The organism is Amycolatopsis samaneae, assembly GCF_039541975.1.
GTDB lineage: Bacteria > Actinomycetota > Actinomycetes > Mycobacteriales > Pseudonocardiaceae > Amycolatopsis > Amycolatopsis samaneae.
Genome location: NZ_BAABHG010000003.1, coordinates 674,574 through 700,090 on the forward strand (window position 1 = coordinate 674,574; position 25,517 = coordinate 700,090).

Consider the following 25,517-nt stretch of genomic DNA (forward strand, 5'->3'; position numbering starts at 1 on the left):
CATGAGCGAAGCAGAAACACTACTTCCCACTGTCCGGCCCGCGTTCCGGTACCGCGACGCGCCCGCCGCCATCCGGTTCCTCGTCGACGTCCTCGGGTTCCGCGAGGCTCTCGTGGTCTCCGATGACGACGGTCTCGTCCAGCACGCCGAACTGCGCTGGCCCGAGGGCGGTGGCGTGATGCTCGGCAGCGTCAAACCCGACGACGGCGTCCACGACAACATGAAGCCCGGCGGCGGTGTCGCCTACGTCGTTTCGGACCACGTCGACGAGATCCACGAGCGTGTTCGCGCGGCGGGCGCGGAGATCACCCTCGACCTCCACGACACCGACTACGGGTCGCACACCTTCAGCCTTCGCGACCCGGAGGGCAACGCCTGGACCATCGGCACCTACCGCGGGGCGGCGTGACCGCCGTACGCACGCGGTTTGCCCGAGCGTATACGCGGGCTTGCGTTCCGTTCACGGCGTTCATCTGGCAGGCTAGACACCGTGTTGCGGCTTGCAGGTGCACGGCTGCTCGATGATCGGGACTATCCGGCGGTCCGTGCCGCGCTGGCCGCCGACCCGGTGGGCAGCTGCATGGTCAGCGCCAGGGTCGAGGCCGCGGGCCTCGACCCGTGGCGGCTCGGTGGTGAGCTCTGGGCGGCCGAGTCGCGGCCGATCCGGGCCGCCCGCCTGCAGGGCCTGTGCTTCTCCGGGCCGAACCTGATCCCGTTGCGCGGCAACGCTTCGGCGCTGCGGTCCTTCGCCGATCGGGCGCTGCGCCGCCAGCGCAGCTGCTCGTCGCTGGTCGGCCCGGCCGAACAGGTGCTCGGGCTGTGGGACGAGCTGTCCGGGGAGTGGGGCCCGGCCAGGGAGATCCGCGACGATCAGCCGCTGATGGCGCTGGACGGGCCGCCGCTGGTCGCGGCCGATCCGGCGGTGCGCGCGGTCCGGCCCGACGAACTCGAACGCTATCTCCCGGCGGCCGTGGCGATGTTCATCGAGGAGGTCGGCGTCGACCCGCGCAGCGGCGACGGCGGCGCCAGCTACCGCGCCAGGGTGAGCGAGCTGATCGCGGCGGGGCGGGCCTTCGCCCGGTTCGAGAACGGCGAAGTCGTGTTCAAGGCGGAGATCGGCGCGATGTCGGCCACCGTCGGGCAGATCCAGGGCGTCTGGGTCCATCCGGGACGCCGCGGCGACGGCATCGGCACCGCGGGCACGGCCGCGGTCGCGACCCGCCTCGTCCGCGGTCTCGGCCGCACCGCGAGCCTGTACGTCAACGGGTTCAACACCCCCGCGCTCGCCGCGTACCGCAAGATCGGGTTCAAGCAGGTCGGCCAGTACGCGACCGTCCTTTTCTGACGGGTACGTTCGCTCTTCCGGGTCGGCGTTGCGGGCCGCCGCCGTTCCGGTGAACTGGCACCATCCGGCCCCATGCGCTCCGCCCCACCGCGCCCCCGATCCCGCGCCACGGCACTCGCGCTGGCGCTGCTGGCCGTCGTCCCCCTCACCGCCTGCGGCGCGCCCGAGGCCGACGACGTGCTCGACGAGTTCCTCGCCGCCGTCGTGTCCGGTGACGCCGACGCCGCCGCGCGGGTCACCGACGCCCCGGACCAGGCCCGCGCGACACTGGGCCGGGTCCGGTCCGCGCTCGCGCCGGAGTCGGTGGAGGTCACCGACCGGCACTTCGGCAAGGCGGGGACCTCCGGGACCGGGACCTACCGGCTGACCTGGCGTCTGTCCGGCGGGCGGACGTGGTCCTACACCACCTCCGCGCAGGTGCGCGCCGCGCAGAACGGCTGGGAGGTGCACTGGCGGCCCCAGGTCGTCCATCCCGAACTGGAAGACGGCGAGAGCGTCGCGGTCCGGTCCGCCCCGCCCCCGCTCGCCCCGGTCCTCGACCGCGACGGCGTCCCGTTGCTGCGGCCGCAGACCGTCGTCGGCGTCGTGGTGGACCCGGCCCGCACGCCCGACGCCGAGGACGTCGCCACCCGCCTCGGATCCGCGTTGCACCGGTTCGAGCCGAGCGTGACCGGGAAGTCGGTCCTCGACGGCATCAAGGCCACCAAGCCCGGCGGCGCGTATCCGGTGCTGACCCTGCGCGCGGGTGACTACGAGCGCGTCAAACCGGCGATCTACGACCTGCCGGGGGTGTGGTTCAGCCGTCAGGAACAGCTGCTCGGCGCCACCAGGGACACCGGGCGTCAGGTGCTGCCCCCGATCCGGGCGCTCGCCGGGCAGCGGGCCGCCGGGACCGCGGGCTGGCGGGTGACCAGGATCGGCGGCGGCGGGGCCGAGACGGGCGAGCTGTACCTGCACCAGGCGACGGCCGCACCGCCGGTGATCAGCACGCTGAGCGCCAAACTCCAGTCAGCGGCCGAAAAGGCGCTGGAGCCGGTGCCGGCGGCCGCCGCGCTCGTCGCGGTGCAACCGTCCACAGGGGACTTACTGGCGGTGGCGCAGAACGATCCGGCGGACGAACAGGGCCCGCTCGCGCTCACCGGCCGGTTCCCGCCGGGGTCGACGTTCAAGATCGTCACCGCCGCGGCGGCGCTCTCCGCGGGATCGGTGCGCGCGCAGGACGCCGTCGACTGCCCCGGTACGGCGAGGTTCGCCGATCGGACGGTGCCGAACGAGGGCGGGTTCGCCCTCGGGGCCGTCCCGCTCTCGACCGCGTTCGCCCGCTCCTGCAACACGACCTTCGCGCGGCTCGCCACCGAACTGCCGCCCGCGGCGCTGACCGAGTCCGCCCGCGCGCTCGGCATCGGGGCGGATTTCGTCATCCCCGGCCTGACCACGGTGACCGGGTCGGTTCCGCCCGCGGACACGGTGGCGCGGCGCGCGGAGAACGCGATCGGCCAGGGTGCCGTCGTGGCCAGCCCGTTCGGGATGGCACTGGCCGCGGCCGCCGTGCAGTCCGGCCGGGTGCCCCTGCCCTCGCTGGTGCGGGGACAGCCGGCGAAGGCGAGCGGCACCGGCCTTCCCCCGAGCCGGGAGGTGCTCGACGCGCTGCGCGGCATGATGCGCGAGGTCGTCACCGACGGCACCGCGACCGGGCTGCGCGAGCTGCCCGACGTCCGGGGCAAGACCGGGACGGCCCAGTTCGGCGACGGGACGCACGCGCACGGCTGGTTCGTCGGCTACGCCGGTGACCTCGCGTTCGCGGTGCTGCTCACCGACGCGGGCTCGGCGAAACCGGCGGTCGAGGCCGCGCACCGGTTCCTGCGGGACGCGGTCTGACCGGTGCGTCGTAGGGTGGAGGGCATGTCCCGTGCTCCGCTCAGGCCAGGCGTGCAGACGCCGCGCCGCGCCGTCCCCGCCAGCATCACCCGTCCCGAATACGTGGACCGGCCCTCGCCGAAACCGGACACCGGCAACGGGGTGCGCACCCCCGAGGTCATCGAGGCCATGCGTGTCGCGGGACGCATCGCCGCGCAGGCGCTGGAGGAGGGCGGCAAGGCCGTCAAGCCCGGTGCCACCACCGACGACGTCGACAAGGTGGTCCACGAGTTCCTGCTCGACCACCAGGCCTACCCCTCGACACTGGGCTACCGCGGGTTCCCGAAGTCGTGCTGCACCTCGCTCAACGAGGTCATCTGCCACGGCATCCCGGACTCCACCGTCATCGAGGACGGGGACATCTGCAACATCGACGTCACTGCCTACATCGGCGGCGTGCACGGCGACACCAACGCGACCTTCCTCGCAGGCGACGTCTCCGAGGAGGTGCGGCTGCTGGTCGAGCGCACCCGCGAGGCCACCGCGCGCGCCATCAAGGCGGTGCGGCCGGGGCGCCGGCTCAACGTGATCGGCCGTGTCATCGAGTCCTACGCCAAGCGTTTCGGGTACGGCGTCGTCCGCGACTTCACCGGCCACGGCGTCGGCCCCGCCTTCCACACGCCGCCGACCGTGCTGCACTACGAGGAGCCCTCGGTCGAGACCGTGATCGAGGAGGGCATGACCTTCACGATCGAGCCGATGATCACCCTCGGCACCATCGCCTACGACCTCTGGGACGACGACTGGACCGTCACCACCCGGGACAAGAAGTGGACCGCCCAGTTCGAGCACACCCTGGTGGTCACCGCCGACGGTGCCGAGATCCTGACCCTGCCGTAGTGCCGGGTGGTGTGCGAGCGGATTCGCCGCTCGCACACCACGTCGCTACTTCTTCTCGTCCAGGCGGGCGAGCAGCTCGTCGAGGAAACCGGCCGCCTCGGCGGCCGCCCGGTCCGCGTCCCGCTCGGCGATGGCGTCGACGATGCCGCGGTGCTTGATCATCTCGGCGTGCTCGGGGTCGTCGTAGGTCGCCGCCACGCTCGCGGTGATCGCCTCGGAAATCCCGCGGTAGAGCTCGGTGAGCAGGGCGTTGTGCCCGCAGCGCACGACCGCCAGATGGAACTCCGCGTCGGTGCGGGCGAAGTCGGCCACCTCCTTGTCCCGCTGGTCGATGTCGCGGTGCTCCAGCAGTTCCCGCAGCTCGGCGAGTTCCTCCTCGGTCCGCGCGGACGCGGCCAGCCGCGCGCCCTCGACCTCCATCAGCCGCCGGACCTGGAGCACCTCGCGCAGCTGGGTGCCGCACAGGCGCCGGATCGCGCCGGAGACCTCGCTGGTCGCGCGGACGTAGGTGCCGTCGCCCTGGCGCACCTCCAGCAGGCCGGAGTGCGCGAGCGCGCGCACGGCCTCGCGAACGGTGTTGCGGCCGACGCCGAGCTGTTCGACCAGCGCGGTCTCGGTGGGGATGCGCTCGCCGATCGGCCATTCACCGCGCGTCACGGCTTCCCGTAGCTGCTCGATGACCTGGTCCACCAGGCCGGCCCGACGTGTCGTGGCCAAAGGCACAGAGTTATCCCTTCATCCAATCATCCTACGTATGAAATAGTAGCCGACGTGCGTGTCGACTCCCGAGATTCCGTTCCGTCCACCTCCGCCGAAACCACTCCTGCCGCTTCGGGATATGCCGAGCGGCTCGAACTCGAGCTCGAAGGTGCGGTCGAAGACGCGCAACCTCGCCGCGCCGGTGTCATCGCGGGGGGTGCGCTGCTGGCTGTCGCGGTGGTCCTCACCGCGCTGAACCTGCGCCCCGCCATCACCAGCGTCGGCCCGCTGCTCGCCGAGATGCGGGACGGGCTCGGCGCCTCGTCGGTCTGGGCGGGCCTGCTCACCACGCTACCCGGGCTGTGCTTCGCCGGGGCGGGGCTGACCGCGCCGCTGCTTTCCCGCCGGTTCGGCATCGGCACGGCGATCGGGGCCGCGCTGGTGGTGCTGTCGGCCGGGCTGGTGCTGCGCGTGCTGGACGGGCCGTACGTCGTCCTCGGCGGCACCCTGGTCGCGACCGCGGGGATCGCGCTGGTCAACGTGCTGATCCCGGTGGTCATCAAGGACTCCTTCCCCGCCCGCATCGGCATGATGACCGGTGTCTACACCGCCGCGCTCCAGGGTGGCGGCGCGCTCGGCTCGGCGGTCACCCCGCCACTGGACACCGCGCTGGGCGGCTGGCGGCCCGCACTCGGCAGCTGGGCGGTGCTCTCCGGGATCGCGTTTGTCGCTTGGATTCTCGCAGCTCGGGGCACCGGACGGGCCCCGAGGGCGGAGGTTTCCGCCGCCGGGGGCGGCCGATCGCTGCTGCGGGTCCCGCTCGCGTGGATCGTGACGATCTTCTTCGGGCTCCAGGCGTTCCTCGCCTACGTCGTGATGGGCTGGCTGCCGCAGGTCCTGATGGACGCCGGGGTCAGCAAGGGCGACGCCGGTCTGCTGCTCGGCCTGATCTCGATCATCGCCGTCCCGATCAGCCTCATCGTGCCGCCGATGGCCGCGCGGCAGGGCAGCCAGAGCCTGTGGATCGTCGCGCTCGGGCTGTGCGGCTTCGCCGGCATGGTCGGCCTGCTCGTCGCGCCGGGCGCGGCGCCGCTGGTGTGGAGCCTGCTGGTCGGGCTCGGGATGAGCGTGTTCTCCCTCGCGCTGACCGTGATCGCGCTGCGGGCCAGGAGCGGGGAGGACACCGCGCGGCTGTCCGGGATGGCGCAGGGCTTCGGTTACCTGCTGGCCGCGGTCGGCCCGTTCCTGTTCGGCACGCTGCACGACCTGACCGGTGGCTGGACGGTGCCGTGGCTGGTGATGCTGGCCGTCTACGTCGCGCAGATCCTCTTCGGTTTCCTGGCCGGACGTCCCCGCTACATCTGAGTTTTCGTTGGTGCCTTGCTAGCTGAAGGACGCTTTCAGTGCGGGGCGGGGGCGGGAGGCGGAGCACCGAGGGACGCCCCTGGTGCGTTCACTGCGACGGGGGCGTCCCTCGGTGCGTCCAGCGCACCGGGGGCGTCCCTCGGTGGGGACCGTCCGCCGGAGACGCGTGTCCACAGCCCCCGGCGACTGTGGACAACTTCCGTTCCCCGGCGCCGGAAACGCGGTTCCGTCGTACCCCGGCGATAGAATGTTGTCGGGGCCGCCCCCCAGGGCAGGAGGGGGCTACCCCGGTGATGGGAACGCCGCCGGGGGTCAGTCCAGGGGCAGGTTGAGCAGGGCGTTCTCCACCAGTTCCGGCATCGCGGGGTGGATCCAGTACTGGCCGCGCGCCATGCTGCGCGCGTCGAGGCCGAAGCTCATCGCCTGGATCAGCGGCTGGATCACCGAGGAGGCCTGCGGGCCGATGATGTGCGCGCCCAGGATCAGGCCGGTCGCCGGGTCCGCCAGGATCTTCGCGAAGCCGGTGGTGTCCTCCATCGCCCAGCCATAGGCGATCCCGGCGTAGTCCTGCTTCGCCACCACGAAGGACACACCCCGCTCACGCGCGGCCCGCTCGGTCAGGCCGACCGAGGCCACCTGCGGCGCGGTGAACACCGCGTGCGGGACGAACCGGTGATCCGCGGCGATCTGCTCGTCCGGGTGCAGCAGATTGTGCTGTACCACCCGGGTTTCGTGGTTCGCGACGTGCTTGAGCTCGTACGGCGAGGAGAGGTCGCCCAGTGCGTAGACGCCGTCCACCACCGTCCGCTGGTACTCGTCGACGGCGACGTGCCCACTGTCCACAGTGGTCACTCCGGTCGCGTCGAGGCCGAGCAGGTCGGAGTTCGGCCGCCGCCCGGTGGCGACCAGCAGCACCTCCGCCTCGGCGGTCTCGGCCCCTTCCGGCCCCTCCAGGTCCAGTGCCACCCCGCCCCCGGTCCGCCGCGCCCGCACCACCTTGCGGTCCAGCCGGACGTCGAAGCGCTGCGACGCGAGTTCGGTGAACCGCGCGCTGACATCGTCGTCCTCCGCGCGCAGCAGCGCCCCCGAGCGGTTGACCACGGTCACCGCGACCCCGAACGAGGCGAAGACGTGCGCGAACTCGGCCGCGATGTACCCGCCGCCGAGGATCACCATGCTCGCGGGCAGTTCGTCGAGCCGCATCACGGTGTCCGAGGTGTGGTAGCCGGTCTCGGCCAGCCCCGGCACGTCCGGGATCACCGGCCGTCCGCCCGCGGCGAGCACGAACCGGTCCGCGGTCAGCACCTCGTCGGGACGCCCGTCGGCGAACGAGACCCGCAGCTCCTTGTGCCCGACGAACCGTCCTTCGCCCTCGTAGAGGTCGACGTTCGCGTTGTCCTCGTGGCTGCGGCGGTATTCCGCCCCGGCGGTGGCGATCGGGTCGATCCGGCCGAAGATCCGGTCCCGGACGTCGCGCCAGCGCACCCCGGTCAGTTCCTCGTCGACCCCGAGCCGCGCGCTCTTCGACGGCGTCGCGGCCACGTCCGCCGTGTGCACGAACATCTTCGTCGGGATGCAGCCGACATTGATGCAGGTGCCCCCGAACGTGCCCTTTTCGACGATGGCGGTCTTCCAGTCCGCGAAACGCGGGTCGAGGATCGAGTTGCCGGATCCGGTCCCGACGATCACCAGGTCGTAGTGGGGCACGTTGTCATCCTTCGTGTGAGAAGCCGGTCTGCCACCCTAGCCAACCGCCGGAGCCACCCCGATTGTTCCCGGGCGCGGGAGGGCAGGGTGACGACGCAGCGCAGGGAAACCACCCGTTCCAGTGACACCGTTTCGGGCTCTCGCCGATTAGGGTATGCCCAGCCGCTCGTGTACGTACTGGAGTCGTCCGGTTCCCGAGCGCTCTTCTGCATAGCCCAGTATCCGGTGAAGGGATCGATTCATGCCCAAGACCTCGCGCCGTCCGTGGCTGCTCGCGGCCGGAGCGCTGCTGCTCACCGCGGCGGTGGTGCCGGTCGTGGTCGGCAACGCCATCGCGCAGGACAGCGGCGGCGTCGAGCCCCGGATCGTCGGCGGCGGCAAGGCCTCGCTGGCCGATCACCCGTACGCGGTGTACCTGACCGACAGCAACAACTACCAGTACTGCGGCGGCGTCATCGTCGACTCCGCGACCGTGGTCACCGCGGCGCACTGCGCGGCGGCGGTCAAACAGGACGACGCCAGGGTCGTGGCGGGCCGCGAGGACAAGCGCTCCTCCGACGGCGCGGTGTACAAGGTGACGCGGATGTGGCAGCACCCGGACTTCACCCGGCCGGAGAAGGGCGCCGACATCGCGGTGCTGACCGTGAGCGGCAGGATGCCGTACCGGCCCGCGAAGGTCGCCACGTCCTCGGACAGCGAGCTCTACCGCGAGGGCACCAAGGCCACCGTGCTCGGTTGGGGCCGCGTCGCCGACGGCGGCGAGCGCTCGGACTACCTGCGCAGTGCCGTCGTCCCGGTGACCAGCGACGCGACCTGCAAGAGCGGTTACGACGTGTACGACGCGAAGAGCATGGTCTGCGCCGGGTACCCGCAGGGCGGCGTCGACGCGTGCACCGGTGACTCCGGCGGCCCGCTGGTCGTCGGGGACACCCTGATCGGCGTCGTCTCCTACGGTGTCGGCTGCGGCCAGGCCGGAAAACCCGGTGTCTACACCCGCGTCGCCAGCTACGCCGACGCCATCGCCGAGCACGAGCGGCCACGCGTGTTCGGCTGAGCCGGGAGCGGGGTGTGATAGGCAGAGGCGTGCACACCCCGCTCATCGCCTCCGGTCCCGAACTCACCGCGGCCCAGCTTCACGACATCCTGCGCCTGCGCTGCGATGTCTTCGTCGTGGAACAGAAAGCCGCCTATCTCGACGTGGACGGGCTGGATCTGCTGCCCGGCACCAGCCACCTGTGGTTCGAGAGCGAGGACGGCGTTGAGTCCTACCTGCGGGTGCTGTCCGAACCGGACGACGTGCAGCGCATCGGCCGCGTCTGCACGGCGGGAAAGGCCCGTGGCCGCGGGCTCGCCGCCCGGCTGATGGAGGCCGCCCTCGTCGAGCACGGGGACACCGACTACGTGCTCGACGCCCAGACCTACGTCCAGGAGTTCTACGCGCGCTTCGGGTTCACCCCGCACGGCGAGGAGTTCGTGGACGACGACGGTATCCCGCACATCACGATGTGGCGCCGTGCGGAGCCGTCGCGCTGAGCACCTTCACCGCCTTGTCCACATCGGACTCGGTGAGATCGGCCCGCGCGGTGATCCGCAGCCGGCAGACCCCGTCGGGCACCGACGGCGGCCGCAGGCACCCGACCCGCACGCCCTGCTCGGCACACGCCTCGGCCCAGGACACCGCCACCTCGGGGGAGGGCACCCGCACCGAGACGACCGCCGCCTCGGGCAGCTCGACCCGGAACCCAGCCGCCTTGAGGTGACCGGCGATGTTCCCCGCCGCGTCGATCGCCTTCGCCGCGAGGGCGGGCTCCGCCCGGAGCACGCCCAGCGCCGCGAGCGCGGCGGCGGCGCTGCCGGGCGCGAGCGCGGTGTCGAACAGGAAACTGCGCGCCGACTCCGCCAGGTGCCGGATCACCCGGCGCGGGCCGAGCACCGCGCCGCCTTGCGCGCCAAGGGAATTCGCCAGCGTCACCGTCGTGACGACGTCCGGCGCGCCGGCGAGCCCGGCCGCGTGCACCGCGCCCCGCCCGCCCTCGCCGAGCACGCCGAACCCGAGCGCGTCGTTGACCAGCAACGCCGCGCCGTGCGCCCGGCACGCCCCGGCCAGCTCGCCCAGCGCCGCCAGATCGCCGTCGGCGGAGAACACCGCGTCGGTGACCACGAGCGCCCTCGGCTTGCGGCGTGTCGCCAGCGCGTGCTTGATCGCCGACGGCGTCGCGTGCGCCACCGCCGCGACGTCCGCGCGGGACAGGCGGCAGCCCTCGATGAGCGCGGGGTGGAGGTGTTTGTCGGTCACGATCGCCGCGTCGGCACCGGAAAGCGCCGTGATCGCGCCGAGGTTCGCGGTGAACCCGGAGGAGAACACGAGCGCGGCCTGGGCACCGCAGAAGCGGGCCAGCTCGTGCTCGAGTTCGGTGTGCAGTTCGAGCGAACCGCTGCCCGTGCGGGAGCCGGTCGCCCCGGCACCCCAGCGCAGCGCGGCGGCCGCGGCGGCGCCGGCGACCCGTTTGTCCCTGGCCAGGCCGAGGTAGTCGTTCCCGGCGAGGTCCAGTTCGTGGTCCACCGCGGGGCGGGGACGCAGCTTGCGCGTCAGGCCCGCGCCGGCCCGCTTCTCCGCCTCGGCGTCGAGCCAGTCGAAGACCTCGTCGGGCGGGAGCTGCGGGGGGACCGGTGCGTTCACGCCCCGCAGTCTCCCACCCGGCGCGTCACGGCGGATCGACCGGGTGCAGCGTGTCCGTCAGCCGCAGCCAGCGCGTGATTCCCAGCCCGCGCAGGAACTCGTGGTCGTGCGAGACCACCACGAGCGCGCCTCGGAACGCCGTCAGCGCGCTGGTCAGCTGCCGGACACTGGCCAGGTCGAGGTTGTTCGTCGGCTCGTCGAGGATCAGCAGCCGGGGCGCGGGCTCGGCCAGCAGCAGCGTCGCCAGCGTCGCGCGGAACCGCTCGCCGCCGGAGAGGCTGCCCGCCGGACGGTCCGCGTGCCTGCCCCGCACCAGGAACCGGGCCAGCAGCGCGCGGGCGGTGTTGTCCGGTACCGACGGTGCCGCCGCCCGCACGTTCCCGACGGCGGACAGCTCGTCGTCGAGCAGATCCAGTCGCTGGGGGAGCAGCCGGGCGGGCACGTGCACCTCGGTTTCCCCGGCGAGCGGGGCGAGCGCGCCGGTGATCGTCCGCAGCAGTGTGGTCTTCCCGGCGCCGTTCGCGCCGAGGACCGCGATCCGCTCCGGGCCGCGGACGTCGAGATCCACCACCGGTCCGTTGCGCAGTTCCACCCCGGCCAGGCGCAGGACCTCCTTGCCGGGCGGGACGGACGTCGCGGGCAGGTCGACCCGGATGACGTCGTCGGCGCGGACGGCGTTTTCCGCGCTCTTGAGCCGTTCCGAGGCCTGCTCCAGCCGATCCTGGTGCATGATCCGGTGCTTCCCGGCCGCGATTTCCGCGTCCTCCTGGCGTTTGCGCATCCGGACCTTGGGCTCGCGCTTGTTCTCCCACTGCTTGCGGGCGTAGCGCTGCCTGCGCGCCAGCTTGACCCGCGCGTCGGCGAGTTCGCGTTTCTGCCGCGCGAAATCGGCCTCGGCTGCCCGGACCCGGCGCTCGGCCGCCTCCTGTTCCGCGGCCAGCGCGGCCTCGAACGCGCTGAGGTTCCCACCGAACACGGTGACGTGGGTGTCCCGCACCTCGCCGACCCGGTCGACGAGGTCGAGCAGCTCGCGATCGTGCGAGACGAGCACGAGCGTGCCCGGCCAGCCGGCGACCGTGCGGTACACGATCTCCCTGGCCCGGCGGTCGAGGTTGTTGGTCGGCTCGTCCAGCAGCAGCACGTCCGGACGGCGCAGCAGCTGCGCCGCGAGGCCGAGCAGGACGAGTTCGCCGCCGGACAGCTCCCCGGCACGGCCCGACAGCGGGACCGCGTCGAGACCGAGCTGATCAAGCGTGGCACGGGTGTGCTTCTCGACGTCCCACTGGTCACCGATCACCGCGAACAGCCGTTCGTCGGTGTCACCGCGCTCCACCGCCGAGATCGCCGCGCGGATCGCGGAGATGCCGAGCAGTTCGTCGATCGGGCGGTCCGGGTCGAGGGCGAGGTCCTGCGGCAGGTACGCGAGCGTGCCACGCACCGAGACCGACCCGGCCGAGGGCGTCAGGGCGCCGCTGATCAGCCGCAGCAGGGTGGACTTGCCCGCGCCGTTGCCGCCGATCAGCCCGGTACGGCCGGGGCCGAGCGTGAACGTGGCGTGGTCGAACACCGGCCCGCCGTCGGGCCAGGAGAAGGAAAGGTCGGAAACGACAATGGACGAAGACATACGGGACTCCTCAAAGGTTTTTTCGGCTTGGCTAAGCGGAAAAACCTCAGAAGATCAACGTCCCGGCTCCCTTCGACGACAACACCGACAACGCCCAAGCTAGCGACCGCCGGGTCCGCGAGCAAACCCTTTATCGCGCCGGCATGGGCGGGGTGGTGTGATCGAGCACGGATCTCACGTGATTGAAGACGAAACTCGCGTGATCAAACGGAGAACTCGCGTGATCGGACGAGATCTCCGTCCAATCACGCGAGTTCGCTGCCGGATCACGCGAGTTCGCTGTTCGGTTACGTCAGATCGCCGTGGGGTCAGCTGTCGTAGCTGCGGCGGGGACGGCCCGGACGCTGCGGGCGTCCGCCGCCGTTGCCGCCACCACCGTTGCCGAAGCGCGGGCGACGGCCGCCGTAGCCGCCGGGGCGGCCTTCGCGGTGGCCGTGGTCCTCACGCGAACCCTGGCCGTAGCCGCCGCGATCCCGGTCGCCGCCGCGGCGGTCGCCGTAGCCGCGGTTGCCACCGCCGCCGAAGCCGCGGCCGCCGGAACGGCGCGGGTTCTCCCGGCGACGCTCGACCACGGGCTCGCCGGAGGGCTCGCGGGCGCCGGTGATCTCGGTCAGCGCCTCGTCGCCCGGCCGGACCATGGTGGACTCGGCGCGGACACCGGCGCGGTCGGTCATCCGGCGGACGGTGCGCCGCTGGTCGTTGGTGACCAGCGTGACCACGACGCCGGACGCCCCGGCACGGGCGGTGCGGCCCGCGCGGTGCAGGTAGTCCTTGTGGTCGGCGGCCGGGTCGACGTGCAGCACCAGCGAGACGTCGTCGACGTGGATACCGCGGGCGGCCACGTCGGTGGCCACGAGCACCGGGGTGTAGCCCTCCTTGAAGTCGGAGAGCACCCGGTTGCGCTGGCCCTGCGTCTTGCCGCCGTGCAGCGCACCCGCGTGCACGCCCTGCTCACGCAGCCGCTCGGCGAGCCGGTCGACGTGGTGCTTGGTGCGCACGAACATGATCGTGCGGCCCTCGCGGGCGCCGATCTGGGTGACGATGTCCTGCTTGTCCTGGTGCGTGACCTGGAGCAGGTGGTGATCCATCGTGGTCACGCTCGCGGTCGACGGCGCGACCGAGTGGGTCACCGGGTCGGCGAGGTACTGCTTCACCAGCTTGTTGACGTCGCCGTCGAGCGTGGCGGAGAACAGCAGTCGCTGCCCGCCCTGCGGGGTGAGGTCGAGGATCTCGCGGACCTGCGGCATGAAGCCCATGTCCGCCATCTGGTCGGCCTCGTCGAGCGCGATGAAGTTGCAGTCGCCGAGATGCGCGGTGCCCTGACGGACGTGGTCGGACAGCCGGCCGGGGGTGGCGATGAGCAGGTCGACACCGCGGGAGAGCGCGTCGGCCTGGCGGCCGAAGGCCATCCCGCCGACGGCGGTGCGACACCACAGGCCCATGGCCTTGGCCAGCGGGGTCAGCGAGTCGGCCACCTGCATGGCCAGCTCACGGGTGGGCACCAGCACCAGCGCGCGCGGGCGCTTCGGCCGGGCCTTGCCGCCGTCGAGGCGGGCCAGCATGGCCAGCCCGAAGGCGAGGGTCTTGCCGGAACCGGTCTGCGCGCGGCCGAGGACGTCGCGCCCGGCCAGCGCGTCGGGGATGGTCGCGGACTGGATCGGGAAGGGCTTGTCGATGCCGGCGTCGGCCAGCGCGCGCAGCAGTTCCTCGGGAAGGCCCAGCTGGGCGAAGGTCTTGGTGACCACGGTCTCCACCGCGTCGTCGCGCAGCATTCCGGTGTCCGCGGAAGCGGGAGCCGGACGGCCGGTGTCCGCGCCGCGGTGGCGCGGCTTGCGGCCCCGGGGACGGTCCGCGCGCGCGGAGGAGGGACCATGGTTGAACGTGACTGTCACAAATGCCTCTCGGACGTGGTACGTCACAAGGAGGCCCGGCTGTCCGCGCGCAGGCGGACAAGATGGTGTGCGGTGGGCGTTCACAGGGACGAACCCGGCACACCGTGTCGCCGACACCGCGCGCCGCTTTGGTCATTTCGGATACCGCGGGCCATTCGGCTGGCCTTGGAGGCGACGGACACCAACTCATCCACGCCGCCGGTTGCGGTCTGTCATTACTGTACCGGAGTCCCCGCTGCGACTTCGCATCGAGGCGGCCGGGTGTGGGCAACGCCGCACACGCGTCGGGCACCCGCGCCCGCGGCGTCGCCCCGTTCAGCCCAGCCCGGCGGCCTTCGTGAGCTCCGCCAGCAGCTCGTCGATCGCCGTGACCTGCTCGGACAGGCCCCTGGCGTGGAACCAGCCCGCGAGGTTGCGGACGTCGCGGGCGAGGAACTCGAGACCGCGCGGGTTGGCCACCACGTCGACCACCTGTGGCAGGTCGATCACCATGAGCCTGCCCTCGTGCACAAGCAGGTTGTAGGCCGAGAGGTCACCGTGGGCGACGCCCTCGCCGGCGAGCAGCTCCAGCGCCGCGACGGCCTGGTGCCACAGCTCGGTCAGCTCGCCGGGCTCCGGCCGGAGCTGGGCCAGCCGCGGCGCCGCCGCGCCGTCGCCGTCCCCGAGGAACTCGATCAGCACCTCGGTCCCGTTGCGCTGCACCGGATACGGCACCGGTGCCCCGAACGCCCACAGCCGGCTCAGCGCGGCGAACTCGGCGGCCGCCCACTGCTCGGCGATCAGGTTGCGGCCGAAAGTCGTCCGGCCCGCCATCGCGCGGTTCTCCCGTGACCGGCGCATGCGCCTGCCTTCGAGATAGCCCGCGTCCCGGTGGAACAGCTTGTGTTCGTCGCTGCGGTACCGCTTGGCCGCGAGCAGGACGCCGTCGGTGCCGGGCAGGTTACGCCGCAGCAGATGGACGTCGGCCTCCTTGCCGGTTTTGAGCACACCGAGGTCGGTGTCGACCGCGCCGAGCTCGGTGATCACCCAGTCCGGCCGGGGGAGCGGTCCCTGCTCGGCCTCGCCCCAGGTGGTCCAGCGGTCGGCGCCGTCGGGCAGCGCCGTTTCGGTGTACGCGTCCTCGCGCAGCAGCGCGAGCCGCGCCCGCTCGTCTTCGGTGAGCCTGCCGCGCCGCGCCGGCGCGGGTGCCCGGTCGGACCGGGCCCGCCGCTGGAGCCGGGCCAGCCGGTCGTGGAAATCGGAGTCGTCGTCGAAATCGGAGTCTTCGTAATCGTGCTGACGCACTGGTGGTTCTCCTCGATCAGGGATGCCCCACCGGGCGCGCGGAAGACGCGGATCAGCCTCGGGGGGCGGGTGGGCGGGGGCAGGTCACACCCCGGACAGTCATCTCCACGAGGCACCTCCCTCGAATCACCACCGGCTCCCTGCCGGATCGCGCCGAAGCATCCCGTACCCGCGCGCAGGCGCGCAACCGAATTAATTCCGTGCCGGTAAGCGTTGAACCGCACCGCGATCCTGCGGCAGGGTCGCGCCATGCGTGTGATCGTGATCGGCAGTGGCATCTCGGGCGCCGCGACGGCGTATCACCTGGCGCTTCGCGGCGCGGAGGTCGTCGTGGTGGACGCCGGGCTGGCGGGGACGGCGACCGAGGCGGGCGCGGGGATCGTCAGCCCGTGGACCTCGCACTGGGAGGACGCGCTCTTCCCGCTCGCGTCGGCCGCCGCGGCGTACTACCCGGAACTGGCCGGGCGGCTCGCCGAGGAGACCGGCGAGCCCACGTCGTACCAGGTCGTGGGCGGCATGGTCGTCTCCGCCGACGAGGGCGAACTCGACGCCGCCGAAGGACGGCTGGCCGCGCGGGCGGTGGCCGCGCCGGGCGCGGGGGAGATCCGGCGGCTCGACCCGGCGCGGGCACGGGAGCTGTTCCCGCCGCTGGCCCCCGGCCTGGGCGCGGTGCACCTGTCCGGGGCGGCCAGGGTGGACGGGCGCCGGGTGCGCCGCGCGCTGCTCACGGCGGCGCGTCACCGGGGCGCGCGCCTGGTGGCGGCGCACGCCCGGGTGTCGCCACGGCCCGGCGGGGCGCCGCGGGTACTGGCCGGCGGCGAGGTCTTTGGCGCCGACGTGGTCGTGGCCGCGGGGGGCGCGTGGACCGGCGAACTGCTGGCCCAGCTGGGAATCCGGGTGCCGGTGACACCGCAGCGGGGCCAGATCAGCCACTTCGACCTGCCCGGTGTGGACACCGCGGCGTGGCCGGTGGTGCTCCCGGGGACGAGTCACTACCTGCTCGCGTTCCCCGGCTCGCGGGTGGTGGCCGGGGCGACGCGGGAGGCCGGGGCGGGGTTCGACCACCGGGTCACCGCCGCCGGGCAGCGCGAGGTGCTGGACCACGCGCTCGCCGTCGCGCCGGGGCTGGCGGACGCGACGCTCGCCGAGACGCGGGTGGGCTTCCGGCCGGGCACGCCCGACGGGCTGCCGGTGCTCGGCGAGGTGACCGGCGGTCTCGTGCTGGCCACCGGGTTCGGCGCGGCCGGGCTGACCCTGGCGCCGTTCGCCGGGAGGCTGGTGGCCGACCTCGCGCTCGGCGAGGACGCCGGGTTCGACCTGATGCCGTGTGCCCCGGGCCGGTTCGCCCTTCGCTGAGCGCGCGGCGAACCGGCCGGGGTGGTCATCCGCTCAGGCGGCGGGCCATGGCGGACGGCAGTTCTGCCTCGGCAACGGCTGCGAGGCGTTGGTGTATACCCCGTCGGCGATGGTGTCCTCCATGATGGACCGGTGGTCGGCCGGCCTCGCCCACTGGTAGCACTGGTGCTGCGCGAAGTACCCGCCCGGCGCTTCGAGCGTGTCGAAGTGACAGACCCCGTCGGTCTCGATGCAGTAGCGGATGAACGGGATGCCGTCGAAGCCGGTGCGGCCGGGCCCGAACGAGACGTACCCGCCGAACGGCGAGGGCGCGCCCATGCCCGCCGGGATCACCGCGCTGATGCCCCGTCCCGGCGGCCCGACCGGCTGCATCGGGTCCGCGAAGATCTTCGCGGAGAACCGGGACCTGTCCACGCCCAGCTTTCCGTCGGCGATGTCGTTGAGCATCAGGTTCGCGACGATCGCGCCCTGCGAATAGCCCACGACGGTGAACTCGGCGCCGGGGTTCTCGTGGAAAGCGGCCTGGACCACGCGATTGCCCTCTTCGTGGCCGCGCGCGACGCTCTGGTCCATGGGCGTCTGGTCACAGCCGGGCAGCCCGGCCGCGCCTGCCGGGTAGTTCACCACCCGCCGGATCCCGCCCCGCAGCCAGGCGTCGTTGTACACGTGCGCGGCGCCGTCGCACGTCCCGCCGATGAGGATGTAGTAGTGGGCGCCCGCGGCCTGCGCTGTCGAAGCCGTCGCGCCGAGGAGACCGGCGACGAGGGTGGCGACCGCGGTACCGATCACCGCCACCCACAGAGGTTTCTTCATGTTCCCGTTCCTTCCCTGCCGAATACGCTGGGTTCTGGGCGAAGGAAAGGAAAGTTATCCACGAACCATGAAATCCGGATGACATCGCTTTTCGGTTAAGGCGTTCGGGTGACGCCGGGTCCGCTCGTGGCGTTCTCCATCGCGAGCCGGACCAGCGTCGTCAGCAGGCGTCCGTAGAGCACCGAACCGAGGACGGCGCGCAGGGCGAACTCGGCGCGCTCCTCGGGTACGGGCAGCAGGGGCCGTTGCTGCCCGGCGATCGCCTTCGCCGCGTCCAGATAGGGACCGAGCTTGTCCGGGTCGGCGGGCAGGCCGAGCCGGCGCAGGCCGGCCAGCGCGCGGGCGAGCTGGCCCTGTCCGTCCGATGTGGACTTCCAGTTTTCGTGGCCTAGCAACGCTTCGGCGCCGGTACGGTCGCCGGAGTCGTCCTCGCGTGCCGCGGCGCGAAGGTCCGGTGCGGCCGCGTCCATGGCCGCCGCGAGCAGGTCCTCCGTGGCGAGGGTTTCGTCGTCGATGGCGTCGAGCAGCCGCCGGATCCGGGCGATGGGCACCTCGCCGGTCTCCACGAGCGTGCGGATCAGCCGGAGCCGGGCGAGGTGTCCCTCGTCGTACTCCGCCTTGGTCTCCCCGAGCGACTCGCCCCTGGGCAGCAGCCCCTCGCGCAGGTAGTACTTGATCGTCGGGATGGGCACGTTCGCCCGCACGCTCAGTTCCTTGACCTTCACACCGCTCCTTCTTGACTGGATACCCGCACTATCCTACGTTGGATAGCGCGGGTATCCAGAGGAGGGACTCGCGTCGTCACCGAGGCAGGGGAGCCTTCATGACCAAGAGAACCGTGCTCGTTTCCGGCGCCGGGATCGCCGGGCTCACGCTCGCGTACTGGCTCGGCCGGTACGGGTTCGCCGTCACCGTCGTCGAGCGCGCGGGGGCGCTGCGCCAGGGCGGGCAGGCCGTCGACATCCGCGGCGCCGCGCTCGACGTCGCCGAGCGGACCGGCGTGCTCGACGAGGCCAGGGCCGCCGCCACCGACATCACCGGGATGTCCTATGTGGACGCGCAGGGGGAGCGGATCGCCTGGATGGACGGGGCGTTCGGCGCCTTCGACCCGCTCGACGTCGAGATTCTCCGTGGTGACCTGCTCGCCCTGCTCCGCGAACGGGCCGGCGACCACGCGGAGTTCGTGTTCGGCGACACCATCACCGCGCTGACCGAAACACCGGACGGCGTCGAGGTGACCTTAGCCCGATCCGGGCCGCGGATCTTCGACCTGGTCATCGGCGCGGACGGCCTGCGCTCCACGGTGCGGGAGCTGGCCTTCGACGGTGACGACGCACTGCACGATCTCGGCGTCGTGATCTCCACGTTCACCGTGCCCGATCGCTGGGGACTGGATCGGACGCAGCGATCGTTCGTCGAGCCCGGCCGGGTCGCGACGGTGTCCGACACCCGGATCGAGGGCGAGGCACGCGCCGCGCTCCTTTTCCCTTCGGAAGGGCGGGTGTACGACCATCGCGACGTCGAGAGCCAGCACGCGCTGCTGGCCGAGGTGTACGAAGGCGCGGCCTGGGACGTGCCGTTCCTGCTGGCACAGGCGCGCCGGGCGCCGGACTTCTATTTCGACGCCTGCGCGCAGGTACGGCTGGAGAGCTGGTCGGCGGGCCGGGTCGCGCTGGTCGGCGACGCGGCCTGCGCGGGATCACCGCTGTCCGGGCAGGGGACGAGCGTGGCGCTGGTCGGCGCGTACGTGCTCGCCGGGGAACTCGCCGCCGCGGACGGCGAACACCGGGCGGCGTTCGCCCGGTACGAGCAGCGGCTGCGCGAGTTCGCGCGGGTCAACAACAAGTTCGCGCTGGGCATGGCGAAACGGGTCGCGCCGCGCACGCCGTGGCAGACCCGGCTGCACCTGTGGCAGATCAGGATGATCCCGCACACGCCGGGCAAGAACCTCGTCTTCAAGCTGATCGGGCGGCAGGTGAAGAAGGCCGCCACCGCGGTCGACCTGCCGGACTACCCGGTGCCCGAGATCAGTCCCCGGTGACCAGTTCCAGCGCGTGCTCGCCGGTGCGCTCGACCGTGATCCCGGCCTTCGCGATCACCCTGATCAGCTGTTCCACAGTGGACGGCTCCGCACGGGTGGTCGCCAGCACCGCGGCCAGCCTGCCCTTGTAGGCCTTGTTGAAGTGACTCACCGTGGTGCGGTTTCCATGCGCGTCCTCGGTCACCACGCGCACGGTCACCGCGTCGGGCCGCAGCTTCGCGAACGCCGAATAGGTGCCCGAGCGCAGGTCCACGACCAGGCCGTCGATCTCCCGCAGCACCGGTTCGAGCACCGGCTTCCACAGGCCGCGGACGGTGCCCAGCCCCGGGACGGTGTTGCCGCCGGAAAGGCGGTACGCGGGGATCGGGTCGGTGGCGGAGACCACCCCGAACAGCGAGGACGTGACGGCGAGCCTCCGCTGGGCCTTCGCCAGTCCCGCCTTCGTGAACCCGCGCACGTCGAGCGCGTCGTAGAGGACGCCGGTGTAGCGGCTCAGCGCGGGCATGGTCGGCGAGGACCACAGCCGGGCGTTGCGGGTGACCTCCTCGCTCTGCCGGGCCGAGATGCCGAGCGCGGCGAGGCTGGCCGGGACGTCGCGGGCGAGGTCGGCCAGCGCGTCGGCCAGCTTCGCCCGCACCGGGTTCAGCGCGGGGAAGGAGAGCGCGGCCAGATCGAGCGGGGGGCCCTTGCCGCCGTCGGCCTTGGTTTCGGAAGGAGGGAGGAGCACCAGCACCCCCCGAGCCTAATCGGCGCGGAAATCCGGGTGCGCGGGCCGGTGGCGCTCCCTAGCCTCGGGACATGGACCTCACCTGGCGGCCGCTGACCCTCGACGACACCCCGGCCATGGCCGGGCTGGTCGCGCTCATGGAGCGGGCCGAACCGACCGGAGAGCACCACGACGCGGCCGACCTGCGGGAGATGCTGAGCAGCCCGAACGTCGACCTCGCCACGGCCTCGACCGGCGGCTGGGACGGCGACCGGCTCGTCGCCACCGGCGTCGTGCTCCGCCGGGACGCCGCGAACCCGGCGCACATGGTGCGGTTCGAGGCGCTCACGCATCCGGAGTGCCGGGACGACGCGCTGGGCGAGTACCTCATGTCCTGGTTCGCCGAAACGGCGGACCAGGTGCACGAGAAGGCGTTCCCCGGCGCTCCGCTGGAACTGCACGCGGCCACGCACGAGGGCCAGCGCTGGCTGGCCACGACGCTGGAGCGCGCCGGGTTCCGGCATCTTCGGTCCTTTGTGGACATGCGGGCCGACCTCGCCGCGCTGCCGGAGCGGCCGCCGCTGCCGGAGGGCGTCGAACCCGTTCCGTACGAACCGCGCCACGACGAGCTCACCCGGCTCGCGTGCAACGCCGCCTTCGACGGCCACTGGGGGTCGACCGAGCGTTCGCCCGAGACGTGGCGTCATCTGGTGACCGGCAGGGACTTCCTGCCCGAGCTGTCCTTCCTGGTGCTTTCCCCGGCGGAGGACGAGGTGCTCGCGTTCGTGCTGAGCTCGTACTTCGCCTCCGACGAGGCGGTGACCGGGGTGCGCGAACTGCATGTCAGCCACGTCGGCACCCGGGAGCCGCTGCGGGGCAGGGGGATCGCGTCGGCGTTGCTCCGGCACACGCTCGCGGAGGCGGAAAAGCGAGGCTACGAGCGTTCGTCGCTCGGCGTGGATGTCGACAACGCGCATCGCGCGGTGGGGGTGTACGAACGCTGCGGCTATCGCGTCGACCAGAGCTGGAAGGGGTACGTCCGCCTCGGCTGATCGAGGCGATCACCCGCTCGCGCGGATTTCTGTACCGTTGAACGTCACGGACGGGGAGTGCGACGCAGGGGAGCGTGATGACGGCGTCGGTGTCCGCGCGCCGGGGCTGGCACGATCTGCCGGAGCCGGTGCGTGACCTGGTGGAACGGGAGCTGGGAGGCGCGGTACGGCGCTCGCTGTGGCAGACCCCGGAGTTCGACGGCGCCATCGCGGCCCGGCTGGAGCTGGGCGGTGGCGGCCGCGCGTTCGTCAAGGCGCTGCCCGCGGACAGCCCGAGGGCGGGCGGCTACCGGGCCGAGGCCGCGGTCACCGCCCGGCTGCCCCCGGCGGCGCCGGTGCCCCGGCTGCTGTCCTTTGTGGACGACGACGGGTGGCTGGTGCTCGCGTTCGCCGACTTCGACGGCACCCGTCCGGTGCTGCGCCCCGGCTCGCCCGACCTGTCCGCGGTGCTGGCCGCGTTCGGCGCGCTCGGCCGCACGCTCACCCCGAGCCCGCTGCCGGACGTCCCGGCCGCGCTCGAGGACCTCGGCCCGCTCCTGCGGGGCTGGCGTGAGCTGGCCGCCCGTCCGCCGGACGATCTGGACCCGTGGGCGGTGCGCAACCTCGGCTCGCTGGTCGCGCTGGAGACCTCGTGGCATCCGTGGGCCGCCGGGGACACGTTGCTGCACAACGGGATCGAGCCGGACAGCCTGGTGCGCACCGGGCCGGGCCGGGTCCTGGTGACGAACTGGCGCTACCCGGCGCGCGGGGCCGGCTGGCTCGATCTGGTCACGCTCGTGCCGCACCTGCTCGACGCCGGGCACGCACCCGCTGACGTCGACCGGCTGCTGCGTGGCCGCCCGGTGCTGTCCGGGGTGCCCGGCTGGGCGGTCACCGCGTTCGGGGTCGCGCTCGCCGGGTACAGCGAGCACGCGGGCAGGCTGCCCGAGCCCCCGGCGACCACCGGGGTCCGGGCACGCCAGCGCAGGCTCGCCGCCGCGGCCCTGCGCTGGCTGGCCCACCGCACGCGCTGGAGCTGAGCCGCTCAGCGCACCAGGTTCAGCAACTCCTCACCCGCGGCGAAGCGCCGCAACTGCTCGGCGGCCAGCCGCTTCGCGCGCGGATAGAACGAGGCCGACCCGCCCGCGATGTGCGGGGTCAGGATCACGCCCGGCACCTTCCACAGTGGATGGTCGCTCGGCAGTGGCTCGGGATCCACGACGTCGAGCGCCGCGCGCAGGCGGCCCGAGGACGTCTCGGCGAGCAACGCCGCGGTGTCGATCGCGGTGCCACGGCCGACGTTGACGACCAGTGCGTCGTCGGGCAGCGCGGCCAGCCCGGCCGCGCCGAGCAGCCCGCGTGTGTCCGGGGTGTCCGGCAGGACCAGCACCACGATGTCCGCTTCGGGCAGCAGGCGCGGCAGCTCCGAGACCGCGTGCACCCCTTCGGCGGGCCGTGCCGTGCGCGCCACCCTGGTCACCACGGCCTCGGCCGCGAGCAGCTGACGCTCGATCGCCCGGCCGATCGAGCCGTGGCCGACCAGCAGCACGCGGCTGTCGGCGAGCGAGCGGGTGTGCTCGCGGACCCACGATCCGGTGGCCTGCTGCGCGAACCAGCGCGGCAGGTCCCGCTGCGCGGCGTGGATCAGCGCGAGCGTGTGCTCGGCGACGCTGAGGTCGTGCAGCCCCCGTCCGTTGGCCAGCGCGACACCCTCGGGCAGCAGCGGCAGCAGTGTCTCTACCCCGGCCGAGAGCGACTGGACCACGCGCAGCTTCGGCAGGCGCGGGATCAGCGTCGGGGGCCGCGGCCCCTGGTCGTAGGGCAGCACGTAGAACTCGACCTCGTCGAGGACCGCGCCCTCCGGGAGCGGGCCGGTGCCGTCGTAGCAGGTGGCGGACAGGCTCGCCGGGACATCGAAGTCGGGCCAGGGCAGGAGTACGCGGTGGGACATGCCCGCCAGTCTGCCTCGCGTGCCGGTGCGCGGTGTCAGCCGTGTGAGCCCGAAGAGACGCAGAACTCGTTGCCCTCCGGATCGGTGAGGACCGTCCACGTGAGCCCGGGCACCTCGTGGGTGTCGTGCTCGGCCGCGCCCAGTGCCACCAGCCTGGCTATCTCCTCCTTCCGGTCGCTCGCGCCGAAGTCGATGTGCACCCTGTTCTTTCCCTTTCTCGGTTCGGGGACCTGCTGGAAGCCCAGCACGAGCCCGCCCTGCGCCGGTGGTTTCAGCGTCAGGAAGAAGCCGTAGTCCTGATCGATTTCCGTGCCCAGCGCCCGCGTCCAGAAGCTCGCCAGCCTGGTCGGGTCGGCGCAGTCGATGGTGATCATGCCCATGGTGAGTGTCATGGGCGGGACGCTAGCGGGGACCACCGACAAAACCGGGGCCTCGTTAACCCGTTGGATTCGGTCAAGGGGGGTTGACTACGCTACTCATCACATCTACCTGCCGCTTTCGCGAGGAGCCAGAAGTGATCACCAGGATGTCGTCGTTGTTCCTCCGCACCCTGCGCGAGGATCCGGCGGACGCCGAGGTACCCAGCCACCGGTTGCTGGTACGTGCCGGCTACGTCCGCCGGGTCGCCCCGGGTGGTTACTCCTGGCTGCCGCTGGGCATGCGCGTGCTTCGCCGCATCGAGAACGTGGTGCGCGAAGAGATGAACGCGATGGGCGGGCAGGAGATCCAGTTCCCCGCGCTGTTGCCGAAGGAGCCCTACGAGGCGAGCAACCGCTGGACCGAGTACGGCGACAACCTGTTCCGGCTCAAGGACCGCCGGGGCGCCGACTACCTGCTCGGCCCGACGCACGAGGAGCTGTTCGCGCTCACAGTGAAGGGGGAGTACTCCTCCTACAAGGACTATCCGGTCACGCTGTACCAGATCCAGACGAAGTACCGGGACGAGGCGCGTCCCCGCGCGGGCATCCTGCGCGGCCGCGAGTTCGTCATGAAGGACTCCTACTCCTTCGACCTCGACGACGAGGGTCAGGCGCGGTCCTACCAGGCCCACCGCGACGCCTACGTCAAGCTGTTCGACCGGCTCGGCCTGGAGTACGTCATCGTCAAGGCGACGTCGGGCGCGATGGGGGGTTCGGCCTCCGAGGAGTTCCTCGCCGTCGCCGAAACGGGCGAGGACACCTACGTCCGCAGCACCGAATCGGGCTACGCCGCCAACGTCGAAGCCGTCGTCACCCCCGCGCCGCCCGCGCGGCCCCTCGAAGGCAGGCCCGCCGCGCAGGTGCACCACACACCGGGCACGCCCACCATCGAGACGCTCGTCGCGTTCCTGAACGGTGCCGATCTCGGCCGCGAGTTCACCGCCGCCGACACGCTGAAGAACGTTCTCGTGAAGACCCGGCAGCCGGGCGCCAAGGAGTGGGAGCTGCTCGGCGTCGGCATCCCGGGCGACCGCGAGGTCGACATGAAGCGCCTCGAAGCCTCGCTCGAACCCGCCGAGGTCGAGCTGCTCGAAGAAGCCGACTTCGCGAAGAACCCGTTCCTCGTCAAGGGCTACATCGGGCCGAAAGCCTTGCAGGACAACGGGGTTCGGTACCTCGTCGATCCGCGCGTGGTCACCGGGACGGCCTGGGTCACCGGCGCGGACAAGGCCGACCACCACGTCGTCGACCTCCTCGCCGGCCGCGACTTCACCCCGGACGGCACGATCGAGGCCGCCGAGGTCCGCGAGGGGGACGCCTCCCCGGACGGCCACGGCACGCTGGTCGCCGCGCGCGGCATCGAGATCGGGCACATCTTCCAGCTCGGCCGCAAGTACGCCGACGTGTTCGAGCTGGACGCGCTCGGCCCGGACTCCAAGCCGATCCGCATCACCATGGGCTCCTACGGCGTCGGGGTCTCGCGGCTGGTCGGGGTGCTCGCCGAGCAGAACCACGACGACCTCGGGCTGGTCTGGCCCCGCGAGGTCTCGCCGTTCGACGTGCACGTCGTCATCGCGGGCAAGGCCGAGACCGTCGCCGCGGGTGCCGAGAAGCTGGCAGCCGAGCTGAGCACGGCCGGTGTCGAGGTGCTGCTCGACGACCGCAAGGCGACCCCCGGCGTCAAGTTCGCCGACGCCGAGCTGGTCGGCGTCCCGACGATCCTGGTGGTCGGGCGCGGCCTGGCCAACGGTGTCGTCGAGGTCAAGGACCGGCGCAGCGGTGAGCGCGAGGAGATCGCCGTCGACGCGGTGGTCGATCACCTGGTCAAGCTCGTCCGCTCCTGAGGG

The 25,517-nt window shown here is 72.2% G+C and carries 23 protein-coding genes; 12 read left to right on the forward strand and 11 right to left on the reverse strand.

The annotated features are described in order from the left end of the window. The first annotated feature begins 1 nt into the window (after position 1). The 4 genes from ABD987_RS10310 (at position 2) to map (ending at position 4,102) form a co-directional block, all read left to right on the forward strand. Complete coding sequence (locus ABD987_RS10310) at positions 2–409, forward strand: VOC family protein (protein ID WP_345389626.1); 408 nt, start codon at positions 2–4, stop codon at positions 407–409. Between the two features lie 81 nt (positions 410–490). Next, positions 491–1,345, forward strand: coding sequence for a GNAT family N-acetyltransferase (locus ABD987_RS10315; RefSeq protein WP_345389629.1), 855 nt, complete (start codon positions 491–493; stop codon positions 1,343–1,345). A 72-nt stretch (positions 1,346–1,417) separates the two neighbouring features. After that, a complete protein-coding gene (locus tag ABD987_RS10320) occupies positions 1,418–3,223 on the forward strand; it encodes a penicillin-binding transpeptidase domain-containing protein (protein WP_345389632.1) in 1,806 nt (601 codons plus the stop codon). A 24-nt stretch (positions 3,224–3,247) separates the two neighbouring features. Beyond that, a complete protein-coding gene (gene map, locus ABD987_RS10325; protein ID WP_345389635.1) occupies positions 3,248–4,102 on the forward strand; it encodes a type I methionyl aminopeptidase in 855 nt (284 codons plus the stop codon). Positions 4,103–4,147: 45 nt separating this feature from the next. Here the strand turns inward: map and ABD987_RS10330 are convergent, their stop codons facing one another. Further along, positions 4,148–4,825: a FadR/GntR family transcriptional regulator gene (locus tag ABD987_RS10330; RefSeq protein ID WP_345389638.1), complete on the reverse strand. Its 678-nt coding sequence runs from the start codon at positions 4,823–4,825 to the stop codon at positions 4,148–4,150. Positions 4,826–4,873: 48 nt separating this feature from the next. On the opposite strand from ABD987_RS10330, the gene ABD987_RS10335 reads away from it, so the two are divergent. Further along, positions 4,874–6,166: a CynX/NimT family MFS transporter gene (locus ABD987_RS10335; protein WP_378214015.1), complete on the forward strand. Its 1,293-nt coding sequence runs from the start codon at positions 4,874–4,876 to the stop codon at positions 6,164–6,166. Between the two features lie 312 nt (positions 6,167–6,478). Here ABD987_RS10335 and ABD987_RS10340 read toward each other — a convergent pair whose 3' ends face one another. Further along, a complete protein-coding gene (locus ABD987_RS10340; RefSeq protein ID WP_345389641.1) occupies positions 6,479–7,873 on the reverse strand; it encodes a mycothione reductase in 1,395 nt (464 codons plus the stop codon). Between the two features lie 241 nt (positions 7,874–8,114). Between ABD987_RS10340 and ABD987_RS10345 the strand changes: the two genes are divergently transcribed. Together ABD987_RS10345 and ABD987_RS10350 are read left to right on the forward strand one after the other, a co-directional pair. Further along, entirely contained in the window at positions 8,115–8,927 is an 813-nt protein-coding gene (locus ABD987_RS10345; RefSeq protein WP_345389644.1) for a S1 family peptidase, read from the forward strand. A gap of 14 nt (positions 8,928–8,941) precedes the next feature. Then, complete coding sequence (locus ABD987_RS10350; protein ID WP_345389647.1) at positions 8,942–9,406, forward strand: GNAT family N-acetyltransferase; 465 nt, start codon at positions 8,942–8,944, stop codon at positions 9,404–9,406. Here the strand turns inward: ABD987_RS10350 and ABD987_RS10355 are convergent. From ABD987_RS10355 to ABD987_RS10370, 4 genes are all read right to left on the reverse strand, one after another. Continuing rightward, complete coding sequence (locus ABD987_RS10355; protein WP_345389650.1) at positions 9,372–10,553, reverse strand: 8-amino-7-oxononanoate synthase; 1,182 nt, start codon at positions 10,551–10,553, stop codon at positions 9,372–9,374. The two genes, ABD987_RS10350 and ABD987_RS10355, sit on opposite strands and share 35 nt — an antisense overlap. A 25-nt stretch (positions 10,554–10,578) precedes the next feature. Then, complete coding sequence (locus tag ABD987_RS10360) at positions 10,579–12,177, reverse strand: ABC-F family ATP-binding cassette domain-containing protein (protein ID WP_345389653.1); 1,599 nt, start codon at positions 12,175–12,177, stop codon at positions 10,579–10,581. A gap of 308 nt (positions 12,178–12,485) precedes the next feature. Beyond that, positions 12,486–14,069 (reverse strand): DEAD/DEAH box helicase, encoded by a 1,584-nt coding sequence (locus tag ABD987_RS10365; protein WP_345389656.1) that lies wholly within the window; start codon positions 14,067–14,069, stop codon positions 12,486–12,488. A gap of 315 nt (positions 14,070–14,384) precedes the next feature. Further along, a complete protein-coding gene (locus ABD987_RS10370) occupies positions 14,385–15,353 on the reverse strand; it encodes a serine protein kinase RIO (protein WP_345389659.1) in 969 nt (322 codons plus the stop codon). 249 nt (positions 15,354–15,602) lie between these two features. Here ABD987_RS10370 and ABD987_RS10375 point away from each other — a divergent pair, with 249 nt between their 5' ends. Further along, positions 15,603–16,709 carry an NAD(P)/FAD-dependent oxidoreductase gene (locus ABD987_RS10375; protein ID WP_345389662.1) on the forward strand — a complete coding sequence of 369 codons (1,107 nt, stop codon included), beginning with the start codon at positions 15,603–15,605 and terminating at the stop codon, positions 16,707–16,709. Positions 16,710–16,742: 33 nt separating this feature from the next. On the opposite strand, the gene ABD987_RS10380 is transcribed toward ABD987_RS10375, so the two are convergent. Further along, positions 16,743–17,522 carry a PE-PPE domain-containing protein gene (locus ABD987_RS10380; protein ID WP_345389665.1) on the reverse strand — a complete coding sequence of 260 codons (780 nt, stop codon included), beginning with the start codon at positions 17,520–17,522 and terminating at the stop codon, positions 16,743–16,745. A gap of 95 nt (positions 17,523–17,617) precedes the next feature. Next, positions 17,618–18,247: a MerR family transcriptional regulator gene (locus ABD987_RS10385; protein WP_345389668.1), complete on the reverse strand. Its 630-nt coding sequence runs from the start codon at positions 18,245–18,247 to the stop codon at positions 17,618–17,620. A gap of 98 nt (positions 18,248–18,345) precedes the next feature. Here ABD987_RS10385 and ABD987_RS10390 point away from each other — a divergent pair, with 98 nt between their 5' ends. Further along, complete coding sequence (locus tag ABD987_RS10390; RefSeq protein ID WP_345389671.1) at positions 18,346–19,563, forward strand: FAD-dependent monooxygenase; 1,218 nt, start codon at positions 18,346–18,348, stop codon at positions 19,561–19,563. Here the strand turns inward: ABD987_RS10390 and yaaA are convergent. Continuing rightward, positions 19,550–20,296 carry a peroxide stress protein YaaA gene (gene yaaA, locus ABD987_RS10395; protein ID WP_345389674.1) on the reverse strand — a complete coding sequence of 249 codons (747 nt, stop codon included), beginning with the start codon at positions 20,294–20,296 and terminating at the stop codon, positions 19,550–19,552. The genes ABD987_RS10390 and yaaA overlap by 14 nt on opposite strands. Positions 20,297–20,361: 65 nt before the next feature. Between yaaA and ABD987_RS10400 the strand changes: the two genes are divergently transcribed. Next, positions 20,362–21,321, forward strand: a complete 960-nt coding sequence (locus tag ABD987_RS10400; protein WP_345389677.1) for a GNAT family N-acetyltransferase — start codon at positions 20,362–20,364, stop codon at positions 21,319–21,321. 77 nt (positions 21,322–21,398) lie between these two features. Further along, complete coding sequence (locus ABD987_RS10405; protein WP_345389680.1) at positions 21,399–22,340, forward strand: aminoglycoside phosphotransferase; 942 nt, start codon at positions 21,399–21,401, stop codon at positions 22,338–22,340. Between the two features lie 5 nt (positions 22,341–22,345). Here ABD987_RS10405 and ABD987_RS10410 read toward each other — a convergent pair whose 3' ends face one another. Continuing rightward, positions 22,346–23,251: a 2-hydroxyacid dehydrogenase gene (locus ABD987_RS10410; protein ID WP_345389683.1), complete on the reverse strand. Its 906-nt coding sequence runs from the start codon at positions 23,249–23,251 to the stop codon at positions 22,346–22,348. A 35-nt stretch (positions 23,252–23,286) separates the two neighbouring features. Next, entirely contained in the window at positions 23,287–23,643 is a 357-nt protein-coding gene (locus ABD987_RS10415) for a VOC family protein (protein ID WP_345389685.1), read from the reverse strand. Positions 23,644–23,765: 122 nt separating this feature from the next. On the opposite strand from ABD987_RS10415, the gene ABD987_RS10420 reads away from it, so the two are divergent. Beyond that, positions 23,766–25,514, forward strand: a complete 1,749-nt coding sequence (locus ABD987_RS10420) for a proline--tRNA ligase (protein WP_345389688.1) — start codon at positions 23,766–23,768, stop codon at positions 25,512–25,514. Positions 25,515–25,517 lie beyond the last annotated feature (3 nt).